The sequence below is a fragment of the Streptomyces sp. NPDC045998 genome (assembly GCF_056430285.1).
The window spans coordinates 737,959-755,999 of the sequence record NZ_JBWKLJ010000003.1 but is presented as its reverse complement, the minus strand read 5'-3'; the positions used below and the strand labels follow the sequence as shown (position 1 = coordinate 755,999).

General features: G+C 71.6%; 18 protein-coding genes. 8 read left to right on the top strand and 10 right to left on the bottom strand.

The annotated features are described in order from the left end of the window. Nucleotides 1-53: 53 nt before the first annotated feature. Nucleotides 54-1,718, bottom strand: a complete 1,665-nt coding sequence (locus tag AC07FJ_RS12405) for a fumarate hydratase (RefSeq protein WP_479048047.1) — start codon at nt 1,716-1,718, stop codon at nt 54-56. A gap of 214 nt (nt 1,719-1,932) precedes the next feature. On the opposite strand from AC07FJ_RS12405, the gene AC07FJ_RS12400 reads away from it, so the two are divergent. Together AC07FJ_RS12400 and AC07FJ_RS12395 are read left to right on the top strand one after the other, a co-directional pair. Beyond that, nucleotides 1,933-2,634, top strand: coding sequence for a DUF1707 SHOCT-like domain-containing protein (locus tag AC07FJ_RS12400; protein ID WP_479048045.1), 702 nt, complete (start codon nt 1,933-1,935; stop codon nt 2,632-2,634). Nucleotides 2,635-2,802: 168 nt separating this feature from the next. Further along, a complete protein-coding gene (locus AC07FJ_RS12395) occupies nt 2,803-3,180 on the top strand; it encodes a WhiB family transcriptional regulator (RefSeq protein WP_479048044.1) in 378 nt (125 codons plus the stop codon). Between the two features lie 90 nt (nt 3,181-3,270). On the opposite strand, the gene glpX is transcribed toward AC07FJ_RS12395, so the two are convergent. After that, nucleotides 3,271-4,302: a class II fructose-bisphosphatase gene (gene glpX, locus AC07FJ_RS12390; RefSeq protein ID WP_361427661.1), complete on the bottom strand. Its 1,032-nt coding sequence runs from the start codon at nt 4,300-4,302 to the stop codon at nt 3,271-3,273. Between the two features lie 130 nt (nt 4,303-4,432). On the opposite strand from glpX, the gene AC07FJ_RS12385 reads away from it, so the two are divergent. Further along, entirely contained in the window at nt 4,433-4,978 is a 546-nt protein-coding gene (locus tag AC07FJ_RS12385) for a DUF4245 domain-containing protein (protein ID WP_479048041.1), read from the top strand. Nucleotides 4,979-5,030: 52 nt separating this feature from the next. Here the strand turns inward: AC07FJ_RS12385 and AC07FJ_RS12380 are convergent, their stop codons facing one another. The 3 genes from AC07FJ_RS12380 to xseA form a co-directional block, all read right to left on the bottom strand. Beyond that, the gene (locus AC07FJ_RS12380; RefSeq protein ID WP_361427658.1) at nt 5,031-5,621 is read right to left on the bottom strand and encodes a malonic semialdehyde reductase; all 591 of its coding nucleotides are present in this window, start codon (nt 5,619-5,621) and stop codon (nt 5,031-5,033) included. A 153-nt stretch (nt 5,622-5,774) separates the two neighbouring features. After that, a complete protein-coding gene (locus AC07FJ_RS12375) occupies nt 5,775-6,065 on the bottom strand; it encodes an exodeoxyribonuclease VII small subunit (RefSeq protein WP_479048038.1) in 291 nt (96 codons plus the stop codon). A gap of 10 nt (nt 6,066-6,075) precedes the next feature. Next, entirely contained in the window at nt 6,076-7,305 is a 1,230-nt protein-coding gene (gene xseA / locus AC07FJ_RS12370) for an exodeoxyribonuclease VII large subunit (RefSeq protein ID WP_479048036.1), read from the bottom strand. Between the two features lie 107 nt (nt 7,306-7,412). On the opposite strand from xseA, the gene AC07FJ_RS12365 reads away from it, so the two are divergent. Then, nucleotides 7,413-7,517, top strand: coding sequence for a putative leader peptide (locus AC07FJ_RS12365; protein ID WP_355367749.1), 105 nt, complete (start codon nt 7,413-7,415; stop codon nt 7,515-7,517). Nucleotides 7,518-7,687: 170 nt separating this feature from the next. Continuing rightward, entirely contained in the window at nt 7,688-9,169 is a 1,482-nt protein-coding gene (locus tag AC07FJ_RS12360; RefSeq protein WP_479048033.1) for a sulfatase family protein, read from the top strand. Nucleotides 9,170-9,243: 74 nt separating this feature from the next. On the opposite strand, the gene AC07FJ_RS12355 is transcribed toward AC07FJ_RS12360, so the two are convergent. Continuing rightward, complete coding sequence (locus AC07FJ_RS12355) at nt 9,244-10,614, bottom strand: APC family permease (RefSeq protein ID WP_479048031.1); 1,371 nt, start codon at nt 10,612-10,614, stop codon at nt 9,244-9,246. A 54-nt stretch (nt 10,615-10,668) separates the two neighbouring features. On the opposite strand from AC07FJ_RS12355, the gene AC07FJ_RS12350 reads away from it, so the two are divergent. After that, nucleotides 10,669-11,688, top strand: coding sequence for a 4-hydroxy-3-methylbut-2-enyl diphosphate reductase (locus AC07FJ_RS12350; protein ID WP_479048029.1), 1,020 nt, complete (start codon nt 10,669-10,671; stop codon nt 11,686-11,688). Between the two features lie 38 nt (nt 11,689-11,726). Then, complete coding sequence (ppgK, locus tag AC07FJ_RS12345) at nt 11,727-12,470, top strand: polyphosphate--glucose phosphotransferase (RefSeq protein WP_479048027.1); 744 nt, start codon at nt 11,727-11,729, stop codon at nt 12,468-12,470. 87 nt (nt 12,471-12,557) lie between these two features. Here ppgK and AC07FJ_RS12340 read toward each other — a convergent pair whose 3' ends face one another. Then, a complete protein-coding gene (locus AC07FJ_RS12340) occupies nt 12,558-13,028 on the bottom strand; it encodes a DUF6542 domain-containing protein (RefSeq protein WP_479048024.1) in 471 nt (156 codons plus the stop codon). A 344-nt stretch (nt 13,029-13,372) separates the two neighbouring features. On the opposite strand from AC07FJ_RS12340, the gene ychF reads away from it, so the two are divergent. After that, the gene (ychF, locus tag AC07FJ_RS12335) at nt 13,373-14,461 is read left to right on the top strand and encodes a redox-regulated ATPase YchF (RefSeq protein ID WP_468284355.1); all 1,089 of its coding nucleotides are present in this window, start codon (nt 13,373-13,375) and stop codon (nt 14,459-14,461) included. A gap of 288 nt (nt 14,462-14,749) precedes the next feature. Here ychF and AC07FJ_RS12330 read toward each other — a convergent pair whose 3' ends face one another. The 3 genes from AC07FJ_RS12330 to idi all read right to left on the bottom strand — a co-directional run bounded on the left by AC07FJ_RS12330 (nt 14,750) and on the right by idi (nt 18,040). Next, nucleotides 14,750-16,138: an NAD(P)/FAD-dependent oxidoreductase gene (locus tag AC07FJ_RS12330; protein WP_479048022.1), complete on the bottom strand. Its 1,389-nt coding sequence runs from the start codon at nt 16,136-16,138 to the stop codon at nt 14,750-14,752. Between the two features lie 129 nt (nt 16,139-16,267). Next, entirely contained in the window at nt 16,268-17,458 is a 1,191-nt protein-coding gene (locus AC07FJ_RS12325; RefSeq protein WP_479048019.1) for a cation:proton antiporter, read from the bottom strand. A 3-nt stretch (nt 17,459-17,461) separates the two neighbouring features. Continuing rightward, entirely contained in the window at nt 17,462-18,040 is a 579-nt protein-coding gene (idi, locus tag AC07FJ_RS12320; protein ID WP_479048016.1) for an isopentenyl-diphosphate Delta-isomerase, read from the bottom strand. Nucleotide 18,041 lies beyond the last annotated feature (1 nt).

Sequence of the window (18,041 nt, the reverse complement as noted above, 5' to 3'; positions counted from 1 at the left end):
CGCGGACGGGCCCGGCCACCGCGAGGTGACCGGGCCCGTACGGGATCCGGGGGTTACGCCAGGCCCGGACCGCGCACCGGGATCGACGTGAACGTCGGCGCCGGGGCCGGGTCCTGGAAGAAGTCGTTGCCCTTGTCGTCCACCACGATGAACGCCGGGAAGTCCTCGACCTCGATCTTCCAGACCGCCTCCATGCCGAGCTCCTCGTACTCGACGACCTCGACCTTCTTGATGCAGTCCTGCGCGAGGCGCGCCGCCGGGCCGCCGATGGAGCCCAGGTAGAAGCCGCCGTGCGCGTGGCACGCGTCCGTGACCTGCTTCGAGCGGTTGCCCTTGGCCAGCATGACCTTGGAGCCGCCCGCCGCCTGGAACTGCTCCACGTACGAGTCCATGCGGCCGGCCGTCGTCGGGCCGAAGGAACCGGAGGCGTACCCCTCGGGGGTCTTGGCCGGACCGGCGTAGTACACCGGGTGGTCCTTCAGGTACTGCGGCATCTCCTCGCCCGCGTCCAGCCGCTCCTTGATCTTGGCGTGCGCGATGTCGCGCGCCACGACCAGCGGGCCGGTCAGCGAGAGCCGGGTCTTGACCGGGTACTTGGCCAGCTCGGCGAGGATGTCGTCCATCGGCTGGTTGAGGTCGATCTTGACGACGTCGCCCTCGTCCAGGTGGTCCTCGGTGGTGTCCGGCAGGAAGCGCGCCGGGTCGGTCTCCAGCTGCTCCAGGAAGACGCCCTCGGCCGTGATCTTGGCGACGGCCTGGCGGTCGGCCGAGCAGGAGACGGCGATGGCGACCGGGCAGGACGCGCCGTGCCGGGGCAGGCGCACCACGCGCACGTCGTGGCAGAAGTACTTGCCGCCGAACTGCGCGCCGATGCCGATCTTCTGCGTCAGCTCGAAGACCTTCTCCTCCAGCTCCTTGTCGCGGAAGCCGTGCCCGAGGATGGAGCCCTCTTCCGGCAGCTCGTCGAGGTAGTGCGCGGAGGCGTACTTCGCGGTCTTCAGCGCGTACTCGGCGGAGGTGCCGCCGACGACGATGGCGAGGTGGTACGGCGGGCACGCGGCGGTGCCCAGGGAGCGGATCTTCTCCTCCAGGAACTTCATCATGGAGGCCTCGTTGAGGACCGCCTTCGTCTCCTGGTAGAGGAACGACTTGTTGGCCGAGCCGCCGCCCTTCGCCATGAACAGGAACTTGTACGCGCCGCCGTCCGTCGCGTACAGCTCGATCTGGGCGGGGAGGTTGGAGCCGGTGTTCTTCTCCTCCCACATGGTGAGCGGAGCCATCTGCGAGTAGCGCAGGTTCAGGTTCTTGTACGCGTCGTAGACGCCGCGCGAGAGGGCCTTCTCGTCCTCGCCCTCGGTGAGGACGTTCTGCCCGCGCTTGCCCATGACGATGGCCGTACCCGTGTCCTGGCACATGGGCAGGACGCCGGCGGCGGCGATGTTCGCGTTCTTGAGGAGGTCGAGCGCGACGAACTTGTCGTTGCTCGACGCCTCCGGGTCGTCGATGATCTTGCGCAGCTGCGCCAGGTGCGCGGGGCGCAGGTAGTGCTGGATGTCGTGGATCGCCTCTTCGGCGAGCTTGCGCAGCGCCTCCGGCTCGACCTTGAGGAACGTACGGCCGTCGGCCTCGAAGGTGGAGACACCCTCGGCGGTCACCAGGCGGTAGGGCGTGGTGTCCTCTCCCAGCGGGAGCAGATCGGAGTACGCAAACTCTGGCATTACGGCCATTCCTCACTCGGCGGGCGGTGGCGCGGCCTCCGTTGGCAGCGCGCCCACAAGCGTAGAACGCCCCGAGCCGCCCGAACCTGTGAGGTAAGGCTCAGTTGCCGGAGTCGATTGCGCCGGTTCGGCGCCTCGGCACCACGGCGCTCCGGGCCGGCACCACGGTGCGCGGGGACTGGTCGCGATGTATCGCGTCTGGCAGGCTGGTCCCGTGGACTTCGAGAAGCAGCCCCAGAAGCCGGCCGCGCCCGCGCCCGCAGCCGCGCCCGCCGAGCCGCCCGCCCTGCGGGCCTCGGACGCCGACCGGGACCGGATCGCGGACATCCTCCGGGAGGCCCTGGCCGAGGGCCGGATCGACCCGGAGGAGCACGCCGAACGCATCGACGCCGTCTACCGGGCCAAGACCATGGGCGAGCTGGAACCGCTCGTACGCGACCTGCCCGCCGCGCACGCCGCCCGTCCGCCGGGCCGACCGGCGACCCCGCCGTCGTACACGTACGCCCACGGCCCCGACGACGACGCCGGGCCCGCCGACAAGGTGGTCGCGGTCTTCTCCAGCACGACCCGCAAGGGCCGCTGGCGCGTGGGCCGCCGGACGCACGCCTTCTCGCTGTTCGGTAGCGTCGAGATCGACCTCAGCGAGGCGATCTTCACCCAGCGGCTCACCATCCTCAACGCCGTCGCCGTCTTCGGCAGCGTCGAGGTCCGCGTCCCCGAGAACATCACCCTGCGCGGCGGCGGCACGGGCGTCTTCGGCACCTTCGAGGTGACCGCCCTGGAGGCCACCGACCCCGAGGCGCCGGTCGTGGTCGTCAACGGCGCGGCGGTCTTCGGCAGCGCCGAGGTCCGCCCCAAGCGCGGCAAGCGGATCGCCGACCTGCACGACCGGATGCGCAAGCACCTCGGCCACTGACGCCGGGACGGCCCGTCCCGCCCAGGGCCGACCTGCCCCGCGGCGGCTTTCGGCCGACCGGAATCCCACCTGCCGGACCGGAACGCCACGCACGGCATAGGCGCGCGCACAACGGGTAAGCCTTGCTGCATCGTCTCTCGCTCGCGAAGCCGTCGTCAGGAGTAGACCGTGCTGCAACTGCCGCATCAGCCCCTCCAGGTCGCCACCGTCCCTGCCCCGCGCCTTCCCGCGCGAGAGGACCAGGCCGGGCCGTGGCACACCGAGGCGGTGTGCCGCCGGGACGAAGCAGGCTTGTTCTTCGCCCCGTCCAAAGAGCCCACGGCCGCCCGGCTGGCCCGCGAGGAGGCCGCCAAGCGGGTCTGCGCGCGCTGCCCCGTGATGGTCGAATGCCGGGAGCACGCGCTGCTCCAGCCCGAGCCGTACGGCGTGTGGGGCGGCCTGACCGCGGCCGAGCGCCGCGTGGTCCTGGCCCGGCGCAGGCGCCGCGAGGTCGAACTCAAGAAGGCGGCGGCCTCGACGGGCCGGCAGATCGCCGCCGCGGGCTGACGACCACCGTCCTGACGGCCACCGCCCGGCCCGTACGGGAAGGGGCGCTCCCACCGCACATGGGGGCGCCCCTCTTCGTGCCTTCGGGCTCTACTTGGCCCGGTCGAAGTCGATCTGGCTGTACGCGCGCAGCTTGGACAGCCGGTGCGTCGAGTCGATCTGCCGGATCGTGCCCGACTTGGAGCGCATGACGAGCGACGACGTCGTCGCCGTCTCGGCGCGGTAGCGCACGCCGCGCAGCAGCTCGCCGTCGGTGATGCCGGTGGCGACGAAGAAGACGTTGTCGCCGCTGACCAGGTCGTTGGTGGACAGCACGCGGTCCAGGTCGTGGCCGGCGTCGAGCGCGCGCTGCCGCTCCTCGGCGTCCTTCGGCCACAGCTTGCCCTGGATCACACCGCCCAGGCACTTGATCGCGCAGGCGCTGATGATGCCCTCGGGGGTGCCGCCGATGCCCATCAGCATGTCGACGCCGGTGCCCTCGCGTACGGCCATGATGGAGCCGGCCACGTCGCCGTCCGAGATGAACTTGATGCGCGCGCCCGTCTCGCGGATCTCCTTGATGATGCCCTCGTGGCGGGGGCGGTCCAGGATGACGACCGTGACGTCCTCGGGGGAGGAGTGCTTGGCCTTGGCGACGCGGCGGATGTTGACGGACACCGGGGCGTTGATGTCGACGTAGTCGGCGGCCTCCGGGCCGGTGACGAGCTTGTCCATGTAGAAGACCGCGGACGGGTCGAACATGGTGCCGCGGTCGGCGGCCGCCAGGACGGCGATGGCGTTGGGCATGCCCTTCGCCGTGAGCGTGGTGCCGTCGATCGGGTCCACGGCGATGTCGCACTCGGCGCCGGTCCCGTCGCCGATGCGCTCGCCGTTGAACAGCATCGGGGCTTCGTCCTTCTCGCCCTCGCCGATGACGACGACGCCGTTCATCGACACGGTGGAGACGAGGGTCCGCATGGCCCGCACCGCCGCGCCGTCGGCGCCGTTCTTGTCCCCGCGGCCGACCCAGCGGCCGGCGGCCATCGCGGCGGCCTCGGTGACCCGGACCAGTTCGAGGGCGAGGTTGCGGTCGGGAGCCTCGGGGGAGACCTCGAGCTCGGACGGCAGATGATTGTCGGTCATCGGTACGCACCTTTCTGTACGGCGACGGCCGCAAGTGGTGAAGAGGGTGCTGCGACTCTATCGGTAGGTCGACATATTGAGCAGAGGGGCCCACGTATGAGCAGGCCACGCTGATGCGACCATAGGGGGCGTGGCAGGTATGCGAGGCAACCGGACAGTGCGCGGGATGTTCCAGTCGATGGCGGTCATCCTGGCTGCCTCCGGCGTGATCTATTTCTTCATTCCGCACGACGAGAACGCGGACCCCGTCAAGCCGGTGGACTACCGCGTCGAGCTGGTGACGGCCCAGCGCGCCGCCCCGTACCCCGTGCTGGCCCCCGAGGGCCTCGCCAAGGGGTGGACGCCGACCTCGGTCTCGTACGAGCGCGCGGAGGGCAACGCCTGGCACCTCGGCTTCCTGTCGCCGGACGCGCCGGACCGGCAGTACGTGGCGGTGGAGCAGTCGACGGCCAGGCCGGAGAAGTTCATCGCCGAGGTGAGCCACGAGGCGCGGGACACGGGCCGTACGCAGCAGGTCGGCGCGGAGGTGTGGCAGCGCTGGGAAGGGCCGAAGTACGACGCGCTGGTGCGGCGTGAGAAGGGCGTCACGACGGTGGTGACGGGCACGGCGTCGTACGAGCGGCTGGCCGAGATGGCGGCGGCGCTCACCTCGTCGAAGACCCCGAAGAAGGCGTGAACGCCCGTGGGCCCCGAGCGCACGGCGCTCGGGGCCCACGGGGCGGTACGGCTCAGACGGTCTTGACGACCTCGTCGTAGGCGAGGCGCGGGCTGCGCGGGAACCAGGCGTCCTCGCCCGGCTTGCCGATGTTGACCACCATCAGCGGGGTGTGGTCGCCGTCCAGGAACTCCTTCTGGACGCCGGCGAAGTCGAAGCCCGTCATCGGGCCGGCGGCGAGCCCCGCGGCACGGACGCCGACGATGAAGTACGCGGCCTGCAGGGCGGCGTTCAGGGCGGCGGACTGCTCGCGGACCGGGCGCTCCGCGAAGAACATGTCCTTGGCCTGCGGGAAGTGCGGCAGCAGCTGCGGGAGCTCCTCGTGGAACTCGTTGTCGGCGGCGAGGATCGCGACCAGCGGGGCGGAGGCGGTCTTGGCCTGGTTGCCCTCGGCCATGTGCTTCACCAGGCGCTCGCGGGCCTCGGCGGAACGGACCAGGACGACGCGCAGCGGGGTCTGGTTGAAGGCGGTGGGGCCGTACTTCACCAGGTCGTAGATCGCCTGCACCTGCTCCTCGGTCACCGGCTCGTCGGTGAAGGTGTTGGCCGTCCGGGCCTCGCGGAAGAGGAGGTCCTGGGCGGCGGCGTCGAGAACGAGGGACATGCTGGTGCCTTTCGTGATGCGGGTATCAGGCGATGTCACGACCGTACCCCCGAGATGTATTAACTTTCAACTAAATCGGGGTCCGAGTGATCCATGTCACCCGGCTCTCCGGATCCCGTCGCCCGTTTCCGTAGCCGTCGCGCCGCCACCGTCTCAGTGGTCGTCGCGCTCCGGCCGCTGCTCCGCCAGCGCCGCGTCCAGGCGGGCGCGGGCGCCCTCCAGCCAGTGGCGGCACACCTTCGCCAGCTCCTCGCCCCGCTCCCACAGCGCCAGCGACTCCTCGAGCGTCGTGCCGCCCGCCTCCAGGCGGCGTACGACCTCGATCAGCTCGTCGCGCGCCTGCTCGTAACCGATCGCCGCCTCGGTCGCGCCCGCGCCCGCGCCGGCTCCCGAGTCCGCGCCGGGGCCCGTGCCGGTGTCCGTGTCCGTCGTGTTGGCTGCCATGCGCACCACCCTAAGGGCGGGGTACGACACCGTCGGCGGTCACGCGCACGGCGAACTCGCCCTCCGCCACGCGCGCCCGCAGTTCCTCCTCCGGCGCGACCTCCTCCGGCGAGCGCACCACCGCGCTGTCCGCGCGCTGGAGCACGGCGTACCCCCGCTCCAGGGTCGCCGCCGGCGAAAGCGCCACCACACGGGCGCGGGTGTGCGACAGCTCGGAGTCGGCCCGGTCCAGCAGGTGCCCGAGCACCCGGCGGCTGCGCGCCACCAGGGCGTCGACCTCCGCCTCCCGCTCGTCCACCATCCGCTGGGGGTGCTCCATCACCGGCCGGTGCAGCGCGTGCGCCAGGCCCCGCTCCTCGCGGTCGAGCAGGCCGCGCACCGTCCGCAGGGCCCGCTCCCGCAGCGAGCGCACGCGCTCCAGCTCCTCGCCGACGTCCGGCACGACCTTCTTGGCGGCGTCCGTCGGCGTGGACGCCCGCAGGTCCGCGACCAGGTCCAGCAGCGGCGAGTCCGGCTCGTGCCCGATCGCCGACACCACCGGCGTACGGCACGCGGCGACCGCCCGTACGAGCTGCTCGTCGGAGAACGGCAGCAGGTCCTCCACGCTGCCGCCGCCGCGCGCGACGACGATCACGTCGACGTCCGGCAGCGCGTCCAGCTCCCGGACCGCCTGGACGACCTGCGGCACCGCGTGCACGCCCTGCACGGCGACGTTCCGCACCTCGAAGCGGACCGCCGGCCAGCGCCGCCGCGCGACCTCGAGCACGTCGCGCTCGGCCGCCGAGGCCCGGCCGCACACCAGCCCGATCAGCTGCGGCAGGAACGGCAGCGGCTTCTTCCGCTCCGCCGCGAACAGCCCCTCCGCCCCCAGGGACCGCTTCAGCATCTCCAGCCGCGCGAGCAGCTCCCCGATCCCGACGGGCCTTATCTCCGCGGCCCGCAGCGACAGCTGCCCCCGCGGCGCGTACCACTCCGGCTTCGCGTGCACGACGACCCGCGCGCCCTCGGCGACGACGTCCGCGACCGCGTCGAACACCTGCCGGTAGCAGGTCACGCTCACGGAGATGTCGTACGACGGGTCGCGCAGGGTCATGAACACGACCCCCGCGCCCGGCCGGCGCGACAACTGCGTGATCTGTCCCTCGACCCACACGGCGCCGAGCCGGTCGATCCACCCTCCGATGAGCCGCGACACCTCACCGACGGGCAGCGGAGCTTCGGCAGACGTATTCAGACCCATGCGAGCGAGCGTACGCGCCCGCACCGACACCGCCGCGGCCCCGCCGGGCCGTCCGCGATCCGATCCGGCGTTGACAGGTACACCGTCTTCCGTGAAGCTCTTGCCCCATGCAGGCTTCCCGTGACCGCGCGGTCACGCTCGTGGAGCGCCGCCACGTCGACCTGGTCCGTGTCGCGAGCGCCATCTGTCGCCGCGCCCTCGTGCGCGCCTGACGCACCGCCGTCCCACCCTTCGCCTGCCGCCGGCATGAGGCGGTCGCCCTGCTGACGGCGCGCTGAATCCTCCCTCTCACCCTTTTCCAGCCCTTCCCGGGGCTGTCCCTCGCCGTGCGCCGCAGCGCCCTGCCATGCGCTGCGGACGCACCGCCGTGTCTGGAGACCCCATGACGTCCTCACCCACGCCCTCGCCCTCACCCACGCCCTCGCCCTCGCCCTCCCTTTCGCCCGACCGCCCGAGCCTGTCCCGCCGCGCCCTCGGCGCCGCCGCAGCCGCCGCAGCCGCCGCAGCGGCCGTCACCGTCGCCGGCCCGACCGCGGGTGAGGCCGCGGGAGCGGAGCACACGCGCGAGCGGCCCTTCCGCGCCGCTGCCGGGAGGCGCTCCCCGCGCCCCAACATCCTCTTCATCCTGGGCGACGACCTCGGCTGGGCCGACCTGTCCTCGTACGGCGCCCGGCACATCAGGACCCCGCACCTTGACCGGCTGGCCGCCCAGGGGCTGCGCTTCACCCACGCGTACGCCGGATCGTCCACCTGCTCGCCGACCCGCTTCAGCCTCTACACGGGCCGCTACCCGGGGCGTACGAAGGGCGGCCTCGCCGAGCCCATCGCGGACAGGTCCCAGGGCCTGGAGCCGACCCACCCGACGCTGGCGTCCCTGCTGCGCGCCGCCGGGTACCGCACCGCCCTCATCGGCAAGTGGTACTGCGGCTACCTGCCCGACTACAGCCCCGTCCGCTCCGGCTGGGAGGAGTTCTTCGGGAACTTCGGCGGTGCCCTGGAGTACTACTCCAAGCTGGGCCTCGGCGGCGAGTACGACCTCTACGAAGGGGACGCGCAGTACAAGGACCTGCGCTACTACACCCGCATCCTGACGGAGCGGGCCGCCGAGTACGTCCTGCGGCCGGACCACGACCGGCCCTGGCTGCTCAACCTGAACTACACCACCCCCCACTGGCCCTGGATCGCCGACGGCGACACCGAGGCGAGCGCGGACCTCGTGCGGCGCATCAAGTCCGGGGACACCCGGGCCCTGTGGCACGCGGACGGCGGCTCGGTCGAGAAGTACGCGCAGATGGTGGAGGACCTCGACCGCTCCATAGGCACGGTCCTCGACGCGCTCCGGCGCTCCGGACAGGAGCGGGACACCCTCGTCGTCTTCGCCAGCGACAACGGCGGGGAGCGCTTCTCCTACACCTGGCCGCTGTCCGGCACCAAGGGCTCCCTCCAGGAGGGCGGCATCCGCGTCCCCACCATCGTGCGCTGGCCGGCCCGCATCGATCCGCACCAGGTCACCGACGAGCCGGTCTTCTCACCGGACTGGACGGCCACCCTGCTGGACGTCGCGGGTGCGCGGCCCCATCCCGCGTACCCCCTGGACGGGACGAGCCTCGCCGGCCACCTCCTGCACGGGCGGGAACTCCCGGAACGGTCGCTGTTCTGGCGCGTACGGGGTGAACGGGCGCTGCGGCGGGGCGAGTGGAAGTACCACCGCGGCAAGGACGGCCGGGACCGGCTCTTCCACCTTCCGTCGGACCAGCGGGAACAGGCCGACAGGGCGACCGCCGAGCCCGCGCTCCTGGCCGACCTGCGGGCCCGGTGGGAGCGGATCGACGCGGGGCTCCTGCCGTACGCGCCCGCAAGCTGAACGGGTGGACCCCGGGGCCGGGGGCGACTCCGGTCCCGAGGCCCGGTCCCGGCCCCCGGTCCCGGGGCCGCCCCCTACGCCGTCCTGTCCCGCCGTCCCCTCTGCACCGCCAGCACCACCAGCCCCATCGCCAGCCACAACGACCCCACCACCAGCGCCGACGTCGCCGCCTCCGCGATCACCGCCACCAGGATCGCGGCACCGACCACCGGCAGGACGACGTGTTTCAGCCAGTGCGGCGGCCGCCCCGTACCGCCCCTGCGTACCGCGTACCAGCCCACCACGCTCGCGTGCAGCAGGACGAACGCCGTCAGCGCCCCCATGTTTACCACCGAGACCAGGTGGTCCATCCCGTCGTCCCGCCGCGCCGCCCACACCGCCGCCACCATCGTGACCACGGCCGCCACCGCCAGCGCCACCCGCGGCACCCCGCCGTCCGTACGCGCCAGCACCCGCGGCAGGCGCCGGTCGCGCGCCATCGCGAACAGCAGCCGGCCCGCCGCCGCCTGCCCCGCGAGCGCCGCGAAGGCCGCGCCGATCGCCTTGCTCGTCGCCACCAGGTCGTGCAGCCAGCCGCCCACCGACGCCTGCACGGCGTCGTAGAACGCCGACCCCTGCCGCCCGGGCTCCGCCGCCAGCCGCGCCGACGGCACCGGCTCCAGCAGCGCCACCAGGTACGTCTGCGCCACGAACAGCACGCCCGCCAGGGCCAGGCAGAACAGCACCGCGCGGGCCACCTTCCGCGAGCCCTCGGTCGCCTCCTCCGCGAACGACGCGATCGCGTCGAAACCCAGGTACGACAGCACCGCCACGGACACCGCCCCCAGCACCGCCGCCATGGAGAACCCCGCATCGCCCGTCAGCGGCGACAGCCAGCCGCGCCGCGCCCCGTCCCGTACGAGCACCACCACCGCCGCCACCACGAAGACACCCAGCACCGCGATCTCCAGCGCCAGCACCGCGAAGCCCACGCGCGCGGCCGCCCGTACGCCCCACAGGTTGAGCAGCGTCGTGATCACCACGGCGAGCGCCGTCCACACCCACCGGTTCACGGACGGCACCAGCGCCTCCATCGCGATGCCCGCGAAGAGGTACGCGACCGCCGGGATCAGCACGTAGTCGAGCGCCGCCATCCACCCGGCGACGAACCCCGGCCCTTCCCCCAGGCCCTTGCGCGCGTACGTGAAGACCGATCCCGCCTGCGGGGCGACCCGCACCATCTGGGCGTAGCTGTACGCGGTGAACGCCATCGCGGCCGTCGCCACGACGTAGACCAGCGCGACCGCCCCGCCCGACTTGGCGTCCAGGGTGCCGAAGACGCCGACCGGGGCCATGGGCGCGATGAAGAGCAGCCCGTAGACGACGAGATCCCGGAACCCGAGCGTCCGCCGCAGCCCGCCCCCGCCGTGCCGCGGCTCCGCCTCCTGCGTACTGGTGCCGACCATGCGACCCAGTCTCCGTACGCGGCGGATCATGCGCCTGTCCGACGCGCCCTTACGATGGGACGCATGACTGCTGCTACGCCTGCCGCCCGCCGCGTCCTCCTCGCCGCCCCCCGCGGCTACTGCGCGGGCGTGGACCGCGCCGTGATCGCCGTCGAGAAGGCCCTGGAGCAGTACGGAGCGCCGATCTACGTACGGCACGAGATCGTGCACAACAAGTACGTGGTCCAGACGCTGGAGAAGAAGGGCGCCGTCTTCGTCGAGAAGACGGAGGAGGTCCCGCCCGGCTCGATCGTGATGTTCTCGGCGCACGGCGTGGCACCCGTCGTCCACGACGAGGCGGCGGCCGGCCGGCTCGCCACCATCGACGCGACCTGCCCGCTGGTGACCAAGGTCCACAAGGAGGCCATCCGGTACGCGCAGGAGGACTTCGACATCCTCCTGATCGGCCACGAGGGCCACGAGGAGGTCATCGGCACGTCCGGCGAGGCGCCCGACCACATCACCCTGGTCGACGGCCCGGGCGACGTCGAGAAGGTCGAGGTCCGCGACCCGTCGAAGGTCGTCTGGCTCTCCCAGACCACCCTCTCCGTCGACGAGACGATGGAGACGGTGGACGCCCTGAAGGAGAAGTTCCCGCTGCTCGTCTCCCCGCCGAGCGACGACATCTGCTACGCGACGCAGAACCGCCAGCTCGCCGTGAAGCAGATGGGCGCCGAGGCGGACCTCGTCATCGTCGTCGGCTCGAAGAACTCCTCCAACTCCGTCCGCCTCGTCGAGGTCGCCCTGGGCGCGGGCGCGAAGGACGCCCACCTCGTGGACTTCGCCGACGAGATCGACGAGGCCTGGCTGGAGGGCGTCGCGACGGTCGGCGTCACCTCGGGCGCGTCCGTCCCCGACATCCTGGTCGAGGGCGTACTGGAGTGGCTGGCGCAGCGCGGCTTCGAGGACGTCGAGATCGTGAAGGCGGCCGAGGAGTCGATCACCTTCTCGCTGCCGAAGGAACTGCGGCGCGACCTGCGCGCCGAGGCGGCGGCGCTGGTGGCACAGGCGGAGGCCCGCGCCGAGAAGCGGTGATTCGTGACGTGTCGGTGCCGCCCCGTAACGTTGAGTCCATGAACGTCTTCGGAGTGGACATCGGCGGGTCCGGGATCAAGGGCGCTCCCGTGGATCTGGAGCGCGGCGATCTGACCGAGGCCCGCCACAAAGTACTGACCCCGCAGCCCGCGACACCCGACGGTGTCGCGGGCTGCGTCGCCGAGGTGGTCGCCCACTTCGGATGGTCGGGCCCGGTCGGCGTCACCTTCCCCGGCGTCGTCACCGGCTCGACGATCCGTACGGCGGCGAACGTCGACAAGAGCTGGATCGGCGTCGACGCGGCGGCCCTCATCCGCGAGCTGCTGGACGGCTCCCCGCCCGTGACGGTGCTCAACGACGCCGACGCGGCCGGCCTCGCCGAGATGACCTTCGGGGCCGGGCGCGGCCGCAAGGGCACGGTGATCGTGCTGACCCTCGGCACGGGAATCGGCAGCGCCGTCTTCACGGACGGGCACCTGGTGCCCAACACGGAACTGGGCCACCTGGAGCTGGACGGCCACGAGGCGGAGAAGCGCGCCTCCACGAAGGTGAAGGACGACAAGGACCTGAGCTGGGAGGAGTGGGCGCACCGGGTGCAGAAGTACCTGGCGCACGTGGAGATGCTCTTCTCACCGGAGCTCTTCATCCTGGGCGGCGGCGTGAGCCGCAAGGCGGAGAAGTTCCTGCCGCTGATCAAGCACGTCCGGGCGGAGCTGGTTCCCGCGCAGCTGCAGAACAACGCGGGCATCGTCGGCGCGGCGATGGCGGCCGCACAGCGCTGAGACGCAGGAGGCCCGGCGGGGAAGGCCCCCGCCGGGCCGGGCGTCGCCCGCGCCCGCCGCGGCCTGGCGCTACGGCGTGGTGCGGCGCTACGGCGTGGTGCGGCGCTGCGCCAGGCGCGCGGCGGCCGCGGCGCGCTGGCGCCGGCCCATCTCGCGCACCTTGCGTACGCAGGTGATGAGGCCCGCGACCAGCGTGCCGCCGTACAGCCACCCGGCGTGGACGGCGAGCGCGGTGACCACGGCCATGGTCCGGCCGCCGACGCCCCCGACGCCGCCCGCGATCGGTACGACGCCGACGGCGAAGGCGATGGGCACGCTGATCGGCGCCGTGACCAGGTCGGCCTCCCGTACCCACAGCGCGGTGAGCGCGCTGACGGGCAGGAAGAGGAGCCCGTACACCAGCGGCGAGCCGTCGAACAGCAGCCAGTCCAGGCAGCCGACGACGAACATGGCCCCGGCGGCGAACAGCCCCGCGCCGAGCCCGGTCAGCCGTGGCCGGGGCAGCCGCCGCAGCGCGAGGACGACGGGCGGCACCGGCCGGGGCCGGGGGCGGCGCACCGGCCCGCCGCGCGGCCGCTCCGGCCGGGCACCGGGACCGGGCCGTGGGCCCCGCCGTACCACCGGGCGGGGCGGCCCCTCGACGAGCGCACCCTGGGGCGGCGGGGCGACCGGGGGGCGCTGGCGCGGTCGCTGCCGGCGCCGAGGGGGACTGTTCCGTTGCTGCTCCACGTGGACAACGTAGGTCGCGAGCGGGCGGGAATCCGGCATCGGACACGCCGTTTATACGACCTTGGCCGGGAGTTCGCCCGGGCGACGCCCCCTCCGGCCGTCGCCGCCCGCCCCGGCACGCCCGTAAACTGGGGGGTCGGCCCACCATCCACACTTCTAGGGAAGTCGCCAACGTGTCGCTCACGATCGGAATCGTCGGCCTGCCGAATGTCGGCAAGTCGACCCTGTTCAACGCCCTGACCAAGAACGACGTGCTGGCGGCCAACTACCCGTTCGCCACCATCGAGCCCAACGTCGGCGTCGTCGGTGTCCCGGACGCCCGCCTCACCAAGCTCGCCGAGATCTTCAACTCGCAGCGGGTCCTCCCGGCGACCGTCGACTTCGTCGACATCGCGGGCATCGTGCGCGGCGCGAGCGAGGGCGAGGGCCTGGGCAACAAGTTCCTGGCGAACATCCGCGAGTCCGACGCGATCTGCCAGGTCATCCGCGCCTTCAAGGACGAGAACGTCGTCCACGTCGACGGCAAGGTCTCGCCGAAGGACGACATCGAGACGATCAACACCGAGCTGATCCTCGCCGACCTCCAGACGATCGAGAAGGTCCTGCCGCGCCTCCAGAAGGAGTCCCGGATCAAGAAGGACGTCGCCCCCAAGGTGGCGGCGGTCGAGGCGGCCCAGGAGATCCTGGAGAAGGGCGACACGCTCTTCTCGCACGGCATCGTCCAGGGCTCCGAGAAGGCCGAGCTCCTCCACGACCTGCACCTCCTCACCACCAAGCCGTTCCTGTACGTCTTCAACGTCGACGAGGACGAGCTGGTCGACGAGGCCTTCAAGGAGGAGCAGCGCGCCCTGGTGGCCCCGGCCGAGGCGATCTTCCTCAACGCCAAGCTGGAGGCGGACCTCGCCGAGCTCGACGAGGAGGACGCCATGGAGCTCCTCCAGTCCGTCGGCGCCGAGGAGCCCGGCCTGGCCACCCTGGCCCGCGTCGGCTTCGACACCCTGGGCCTCCAGACCTACCTCACGGCGGGCCCGAAGGAGTCCCGCGCCTGGACCATCAAGAAGGGCGCGACGGCCCCCGAGGCGGCCGGTGTGATCCACACCGACTTCCAGAAGGGCTTCATCAAGGCCGAGGTCATCTCCTTCGACGACCTGGTCGCCACGGGCTCGGTCGCCGAGGCCCGCGCGGCGGGCAAGGCCCGCATGGAGGGCAAGGAGTACGTGATGCAGGACGGCGACGTGGTGGAGTTCCGCTTCAACGTGTAGTCGAGTTCCAGGATCTCCCTCTGGCTTGCGTAAGTGCGGGTCAGAGGGGGATTTCCGCATTCCGGGCCTGCTGTGGTCATACGTTGCGTCGTCACGTTCGAGGCTCATCACCGCTGGTCACCGGGGCGTTGTCGATGGTGGCGACCGGGGTGGGGTGTGGTCCGCGCCCCTGAGGGAGCCGACCACACCCTGGCCAGATTCGAGAGCATCCGCGTAGCCCGGCCCGACGACTCCCTCGTGTACGTGACCGTCGGCACCTGGGTAACGCGGTGGTCACGTGTCTTCCGGTCACGCCTCCGGGACGCGCTGCAGGCCCAGGTGGGGGGAGGTGACCAGTTGGAGGCCGTCGATGGGGTCCTCGACCTGGGCCAGCCGGGGCTGGGCGAGGAAGAGAGGGCGGTTCGGGTCGGATCCCTGGTCCTGGTGGATGCGGCGGGCCTCTTCCTCCAGCTGGGAGGAGACGACCCGGGTCGAGGCGTCGGTGACTTCCCGTATGTCCGTGAGGCCGCCGATGACCTCGCCGAAAGCCTCCTCCTGGCCGGTCGGCGCCTTGCCGACCAGGCGGTCGGCGGTCCAGAAGAAGTCGTCCTTGCCGCGATAACCCTGGTACATGTTGCTGACCAGGGTCAGCGTGCGGTTGTACGCCCGCTTGTAGGCGTACTCGAAGAAGCGCAGCCCTTCGGCCTCGGTGATCTCGCCCCGCCTGGCCGAGGCCAGGGCGGCGGCGCCCACCATCCCGCCGTACATGGCGAAGTGGATTCCGCTGGAAAGGAGGGGATCGAGGAAGCAGGCCGCGTCCCCGACCATGAGGTAGCCGGGGCCGGAGAACTCGTCGGCGATGTAGGAGTAGTCCGTCTCCACCCGGGCCGGCGCGGTGTAGGTGGCGTCCGCAAGGAGCCCCATGACCTCCGCGGATTCCTGGAGGTAGGCATGGTAGAGCGATTCGGTGTCCGCGTGCTGCCGCTTGTCCTGGGCGAACAGGTCCTTGTGCGTGACCAGCCCCACGCTGGTGCGGCCGTCGCCCAGCGGGATGACCCAGTACCAGCCCTTGGGGGAGGAGATCACATTGATGCCGCCCTCGGGGCAGTCGGGCAGTGCGCCCGCGTTGTCCCAGTAGCCCCAGATCGCCACGTTGCGGAAGAGCTCGTGCTGCCGGCGGTTGCGCAACTGCTTGCTCAGCAGACCGGACCGCCCGGAGGCGTCGACCAGGAAGTCGAAGTCGTCGATGGTGAAGGCGGTTCCGTCCTCCGACCTGCACTCGACCGCGGACGGGCGGCCGTCGGGACCGAACGTCACCGACCGGGCCGTGACACCGTGCTCGGCCTTGACCCCCTTCTCACGGGCGTTGTCGAGAAGGAAGGTGTCGAACCGGCCCCGGTCGACCTGCCAGGTGTGTATGTCCTTGCCGAAGATCTTGCTCCAGTCGATCACCCAGGTGTCCTCGCCCCAGGCGAAGACGGCACCGCGCTTGCGCTGGAAGTTCAGCTCGTCGAGCCGGTCCGCCACGCCGAGGACCTCCAGGACATGGCGGCTGGCCGGCGTCAGGGACTCCCCGATGTGGTACCGGGGGAAGTGGTCCCGCTCGATCAGCCGGACCGAGAAGCCCTCCTGCGCCAGGAAGGTCGCGGCGACCGAGCCGGCCGGGCCTCCGCCCACTACCAGGACATTGTTCGACAAAGTCTTTTCCTCGTCTCGTCGTTCGCTCGGATGACGTCATGAACGCGGAAGGCGTCATGACGTCATGACGTCGGTGTGTGGTGCGATTCCGTACGGTCCGGGCGCTGTACGGAAAGAAAGTCGTACGGGTCAGACCGGTACCGCTCGGCGTGTTCCGTACCGGGTGAGCAGCGGTCCGGTTACCGCGGTGGTCAGGAGGGCCATCACGACCATGGCCGAGTAGAGCTCCTGGCCGATGAGGCCGAGTTCCATGCCGGTGGTGAGCACGATCAACTCGGTGAGCCCCCGGGTGTTCATCAGCAGGGCCAGCAGCACGGACGGCTCACGGGGCAGGCGGCACATCCGGGCGGCGGCGTAGGTGCCCACCACCTTGCCGGTCACGGCGACAAGCACGATGACGGCGAGTAGCCCCAGCGCCCCGCCGGTCGGGTCCAGGTCCACCTGGAGCCCCGCGACCACGAAGTACACGGGCAGGAAGAACCGGCTGACCACGGACGCCTGCTCCGCCACCTGCGCGGTCGCCGGGACGCGTGGGCTGACCAGCCCGAACAGGAAGGCACCGAAGATGAAGTGCAGTCCGATCAGCTCGGTGACCGCACCGCTCGCGAGAGCGCCGCCGAACAGACAGGCGGCCGACATGGCCGGCGAGCCCACGGAGGTCAGCCACCGCAGCAGCGGCGGCGCGACCCCTCCTAGAACCAGGGCGAACGGCACCACAAGAGCCACCCGCCACGGTGAACCGCTGTGGTCCCCGGCCAGCGCGACGACCACGGCGAGCCCGGACCAGGCGAGCACATCGGCCACCGCGGCGACGGCCATCGCCAACGTGCCTGTCTCGGTGGCGGTCATGCCCCGGTCGGTGAGAATCCGGGACAGGACCGGGAACGCGGTCACCGACATGGCGATGCCCATGAAGAGCACGGAGCCCGTCGGGTCCGGCTGCCGCCAGTAGCCGGTCAGCACCAGGCACCCGCCGAGCAGGGAGCCGAGTACGAAGGGCAGCAGCAGCGAGCCCAACGCGATACCGGCCGACCGTCGCCCGCCACCGCGCAGTGAGCCCCGCCGGAACTCCAGGCCGAGACCGAACATGAACAGGGCGACGCCGAGATCGCCGACCCCGGCGAGGAGCGGCCGGACGGTGTCCGGGACCACCAGGTGCGACCATGCCCCGAGCAGGGTCGGGCCGAGCAGGATGCCACCGAGGAGTTCGCCGATCACGGCGGGCTGCCCGAGGCGGGTGGCAAGTGCGCCGAGCAGGGCGCACCCGGTGAGGACGAGTGCGAGATCGAGCAGGAAGACGACGATCTGCTGGCTGGTCACGGACTACCAGCCGCCTCGCGGGGCCAGCTTGCGGATCTGCGGGAGCGCCGCGTCGAGAACCGTGGGGAACCAGGCGGAGAACGTCTCGCGCCCCTGGAGTTCCGCGAGTTCCCGCGCGGTCACGTACGTGGTCTCCGCGATCTCCCCGGCGTCGGGCCGCGGTCGCTGGGACACCAGACCCGTGAAGAGGTGGTTGTACTCCTGCTCCACCAGGCCGGACGCCGGATCGGGGTGGTTGTAGCGCACCGTCCCCGCCTCCTGGAGCAGCTCCGGCGCCAGCCCCAGCTCCTCCCCGGTGCGGCGGGTCGCCGCCACGAAGGGGAGCTCCCCCGGATACGGATGCCCGCAGCAGGTGTTCGACCACACGCCGGGGGAGTGGTACTTGCCCAGCGCCCTGCGCTGCAGCAGCATCCGGCCTTCGGAGTCGAAGAGGAACACCGAGAAAGCCCGGTGGAGCCGCCCCGGCGCCTGGTGCGCCGACAGCTTCTCCGCGGTGCCGATCGTGGTGCCCTCCTCGTCCACCAGCTCCAGCATCACGGCGGGAGGCGGGTCGGCAAGGGGCGTGGACGGACTGAGGGACATG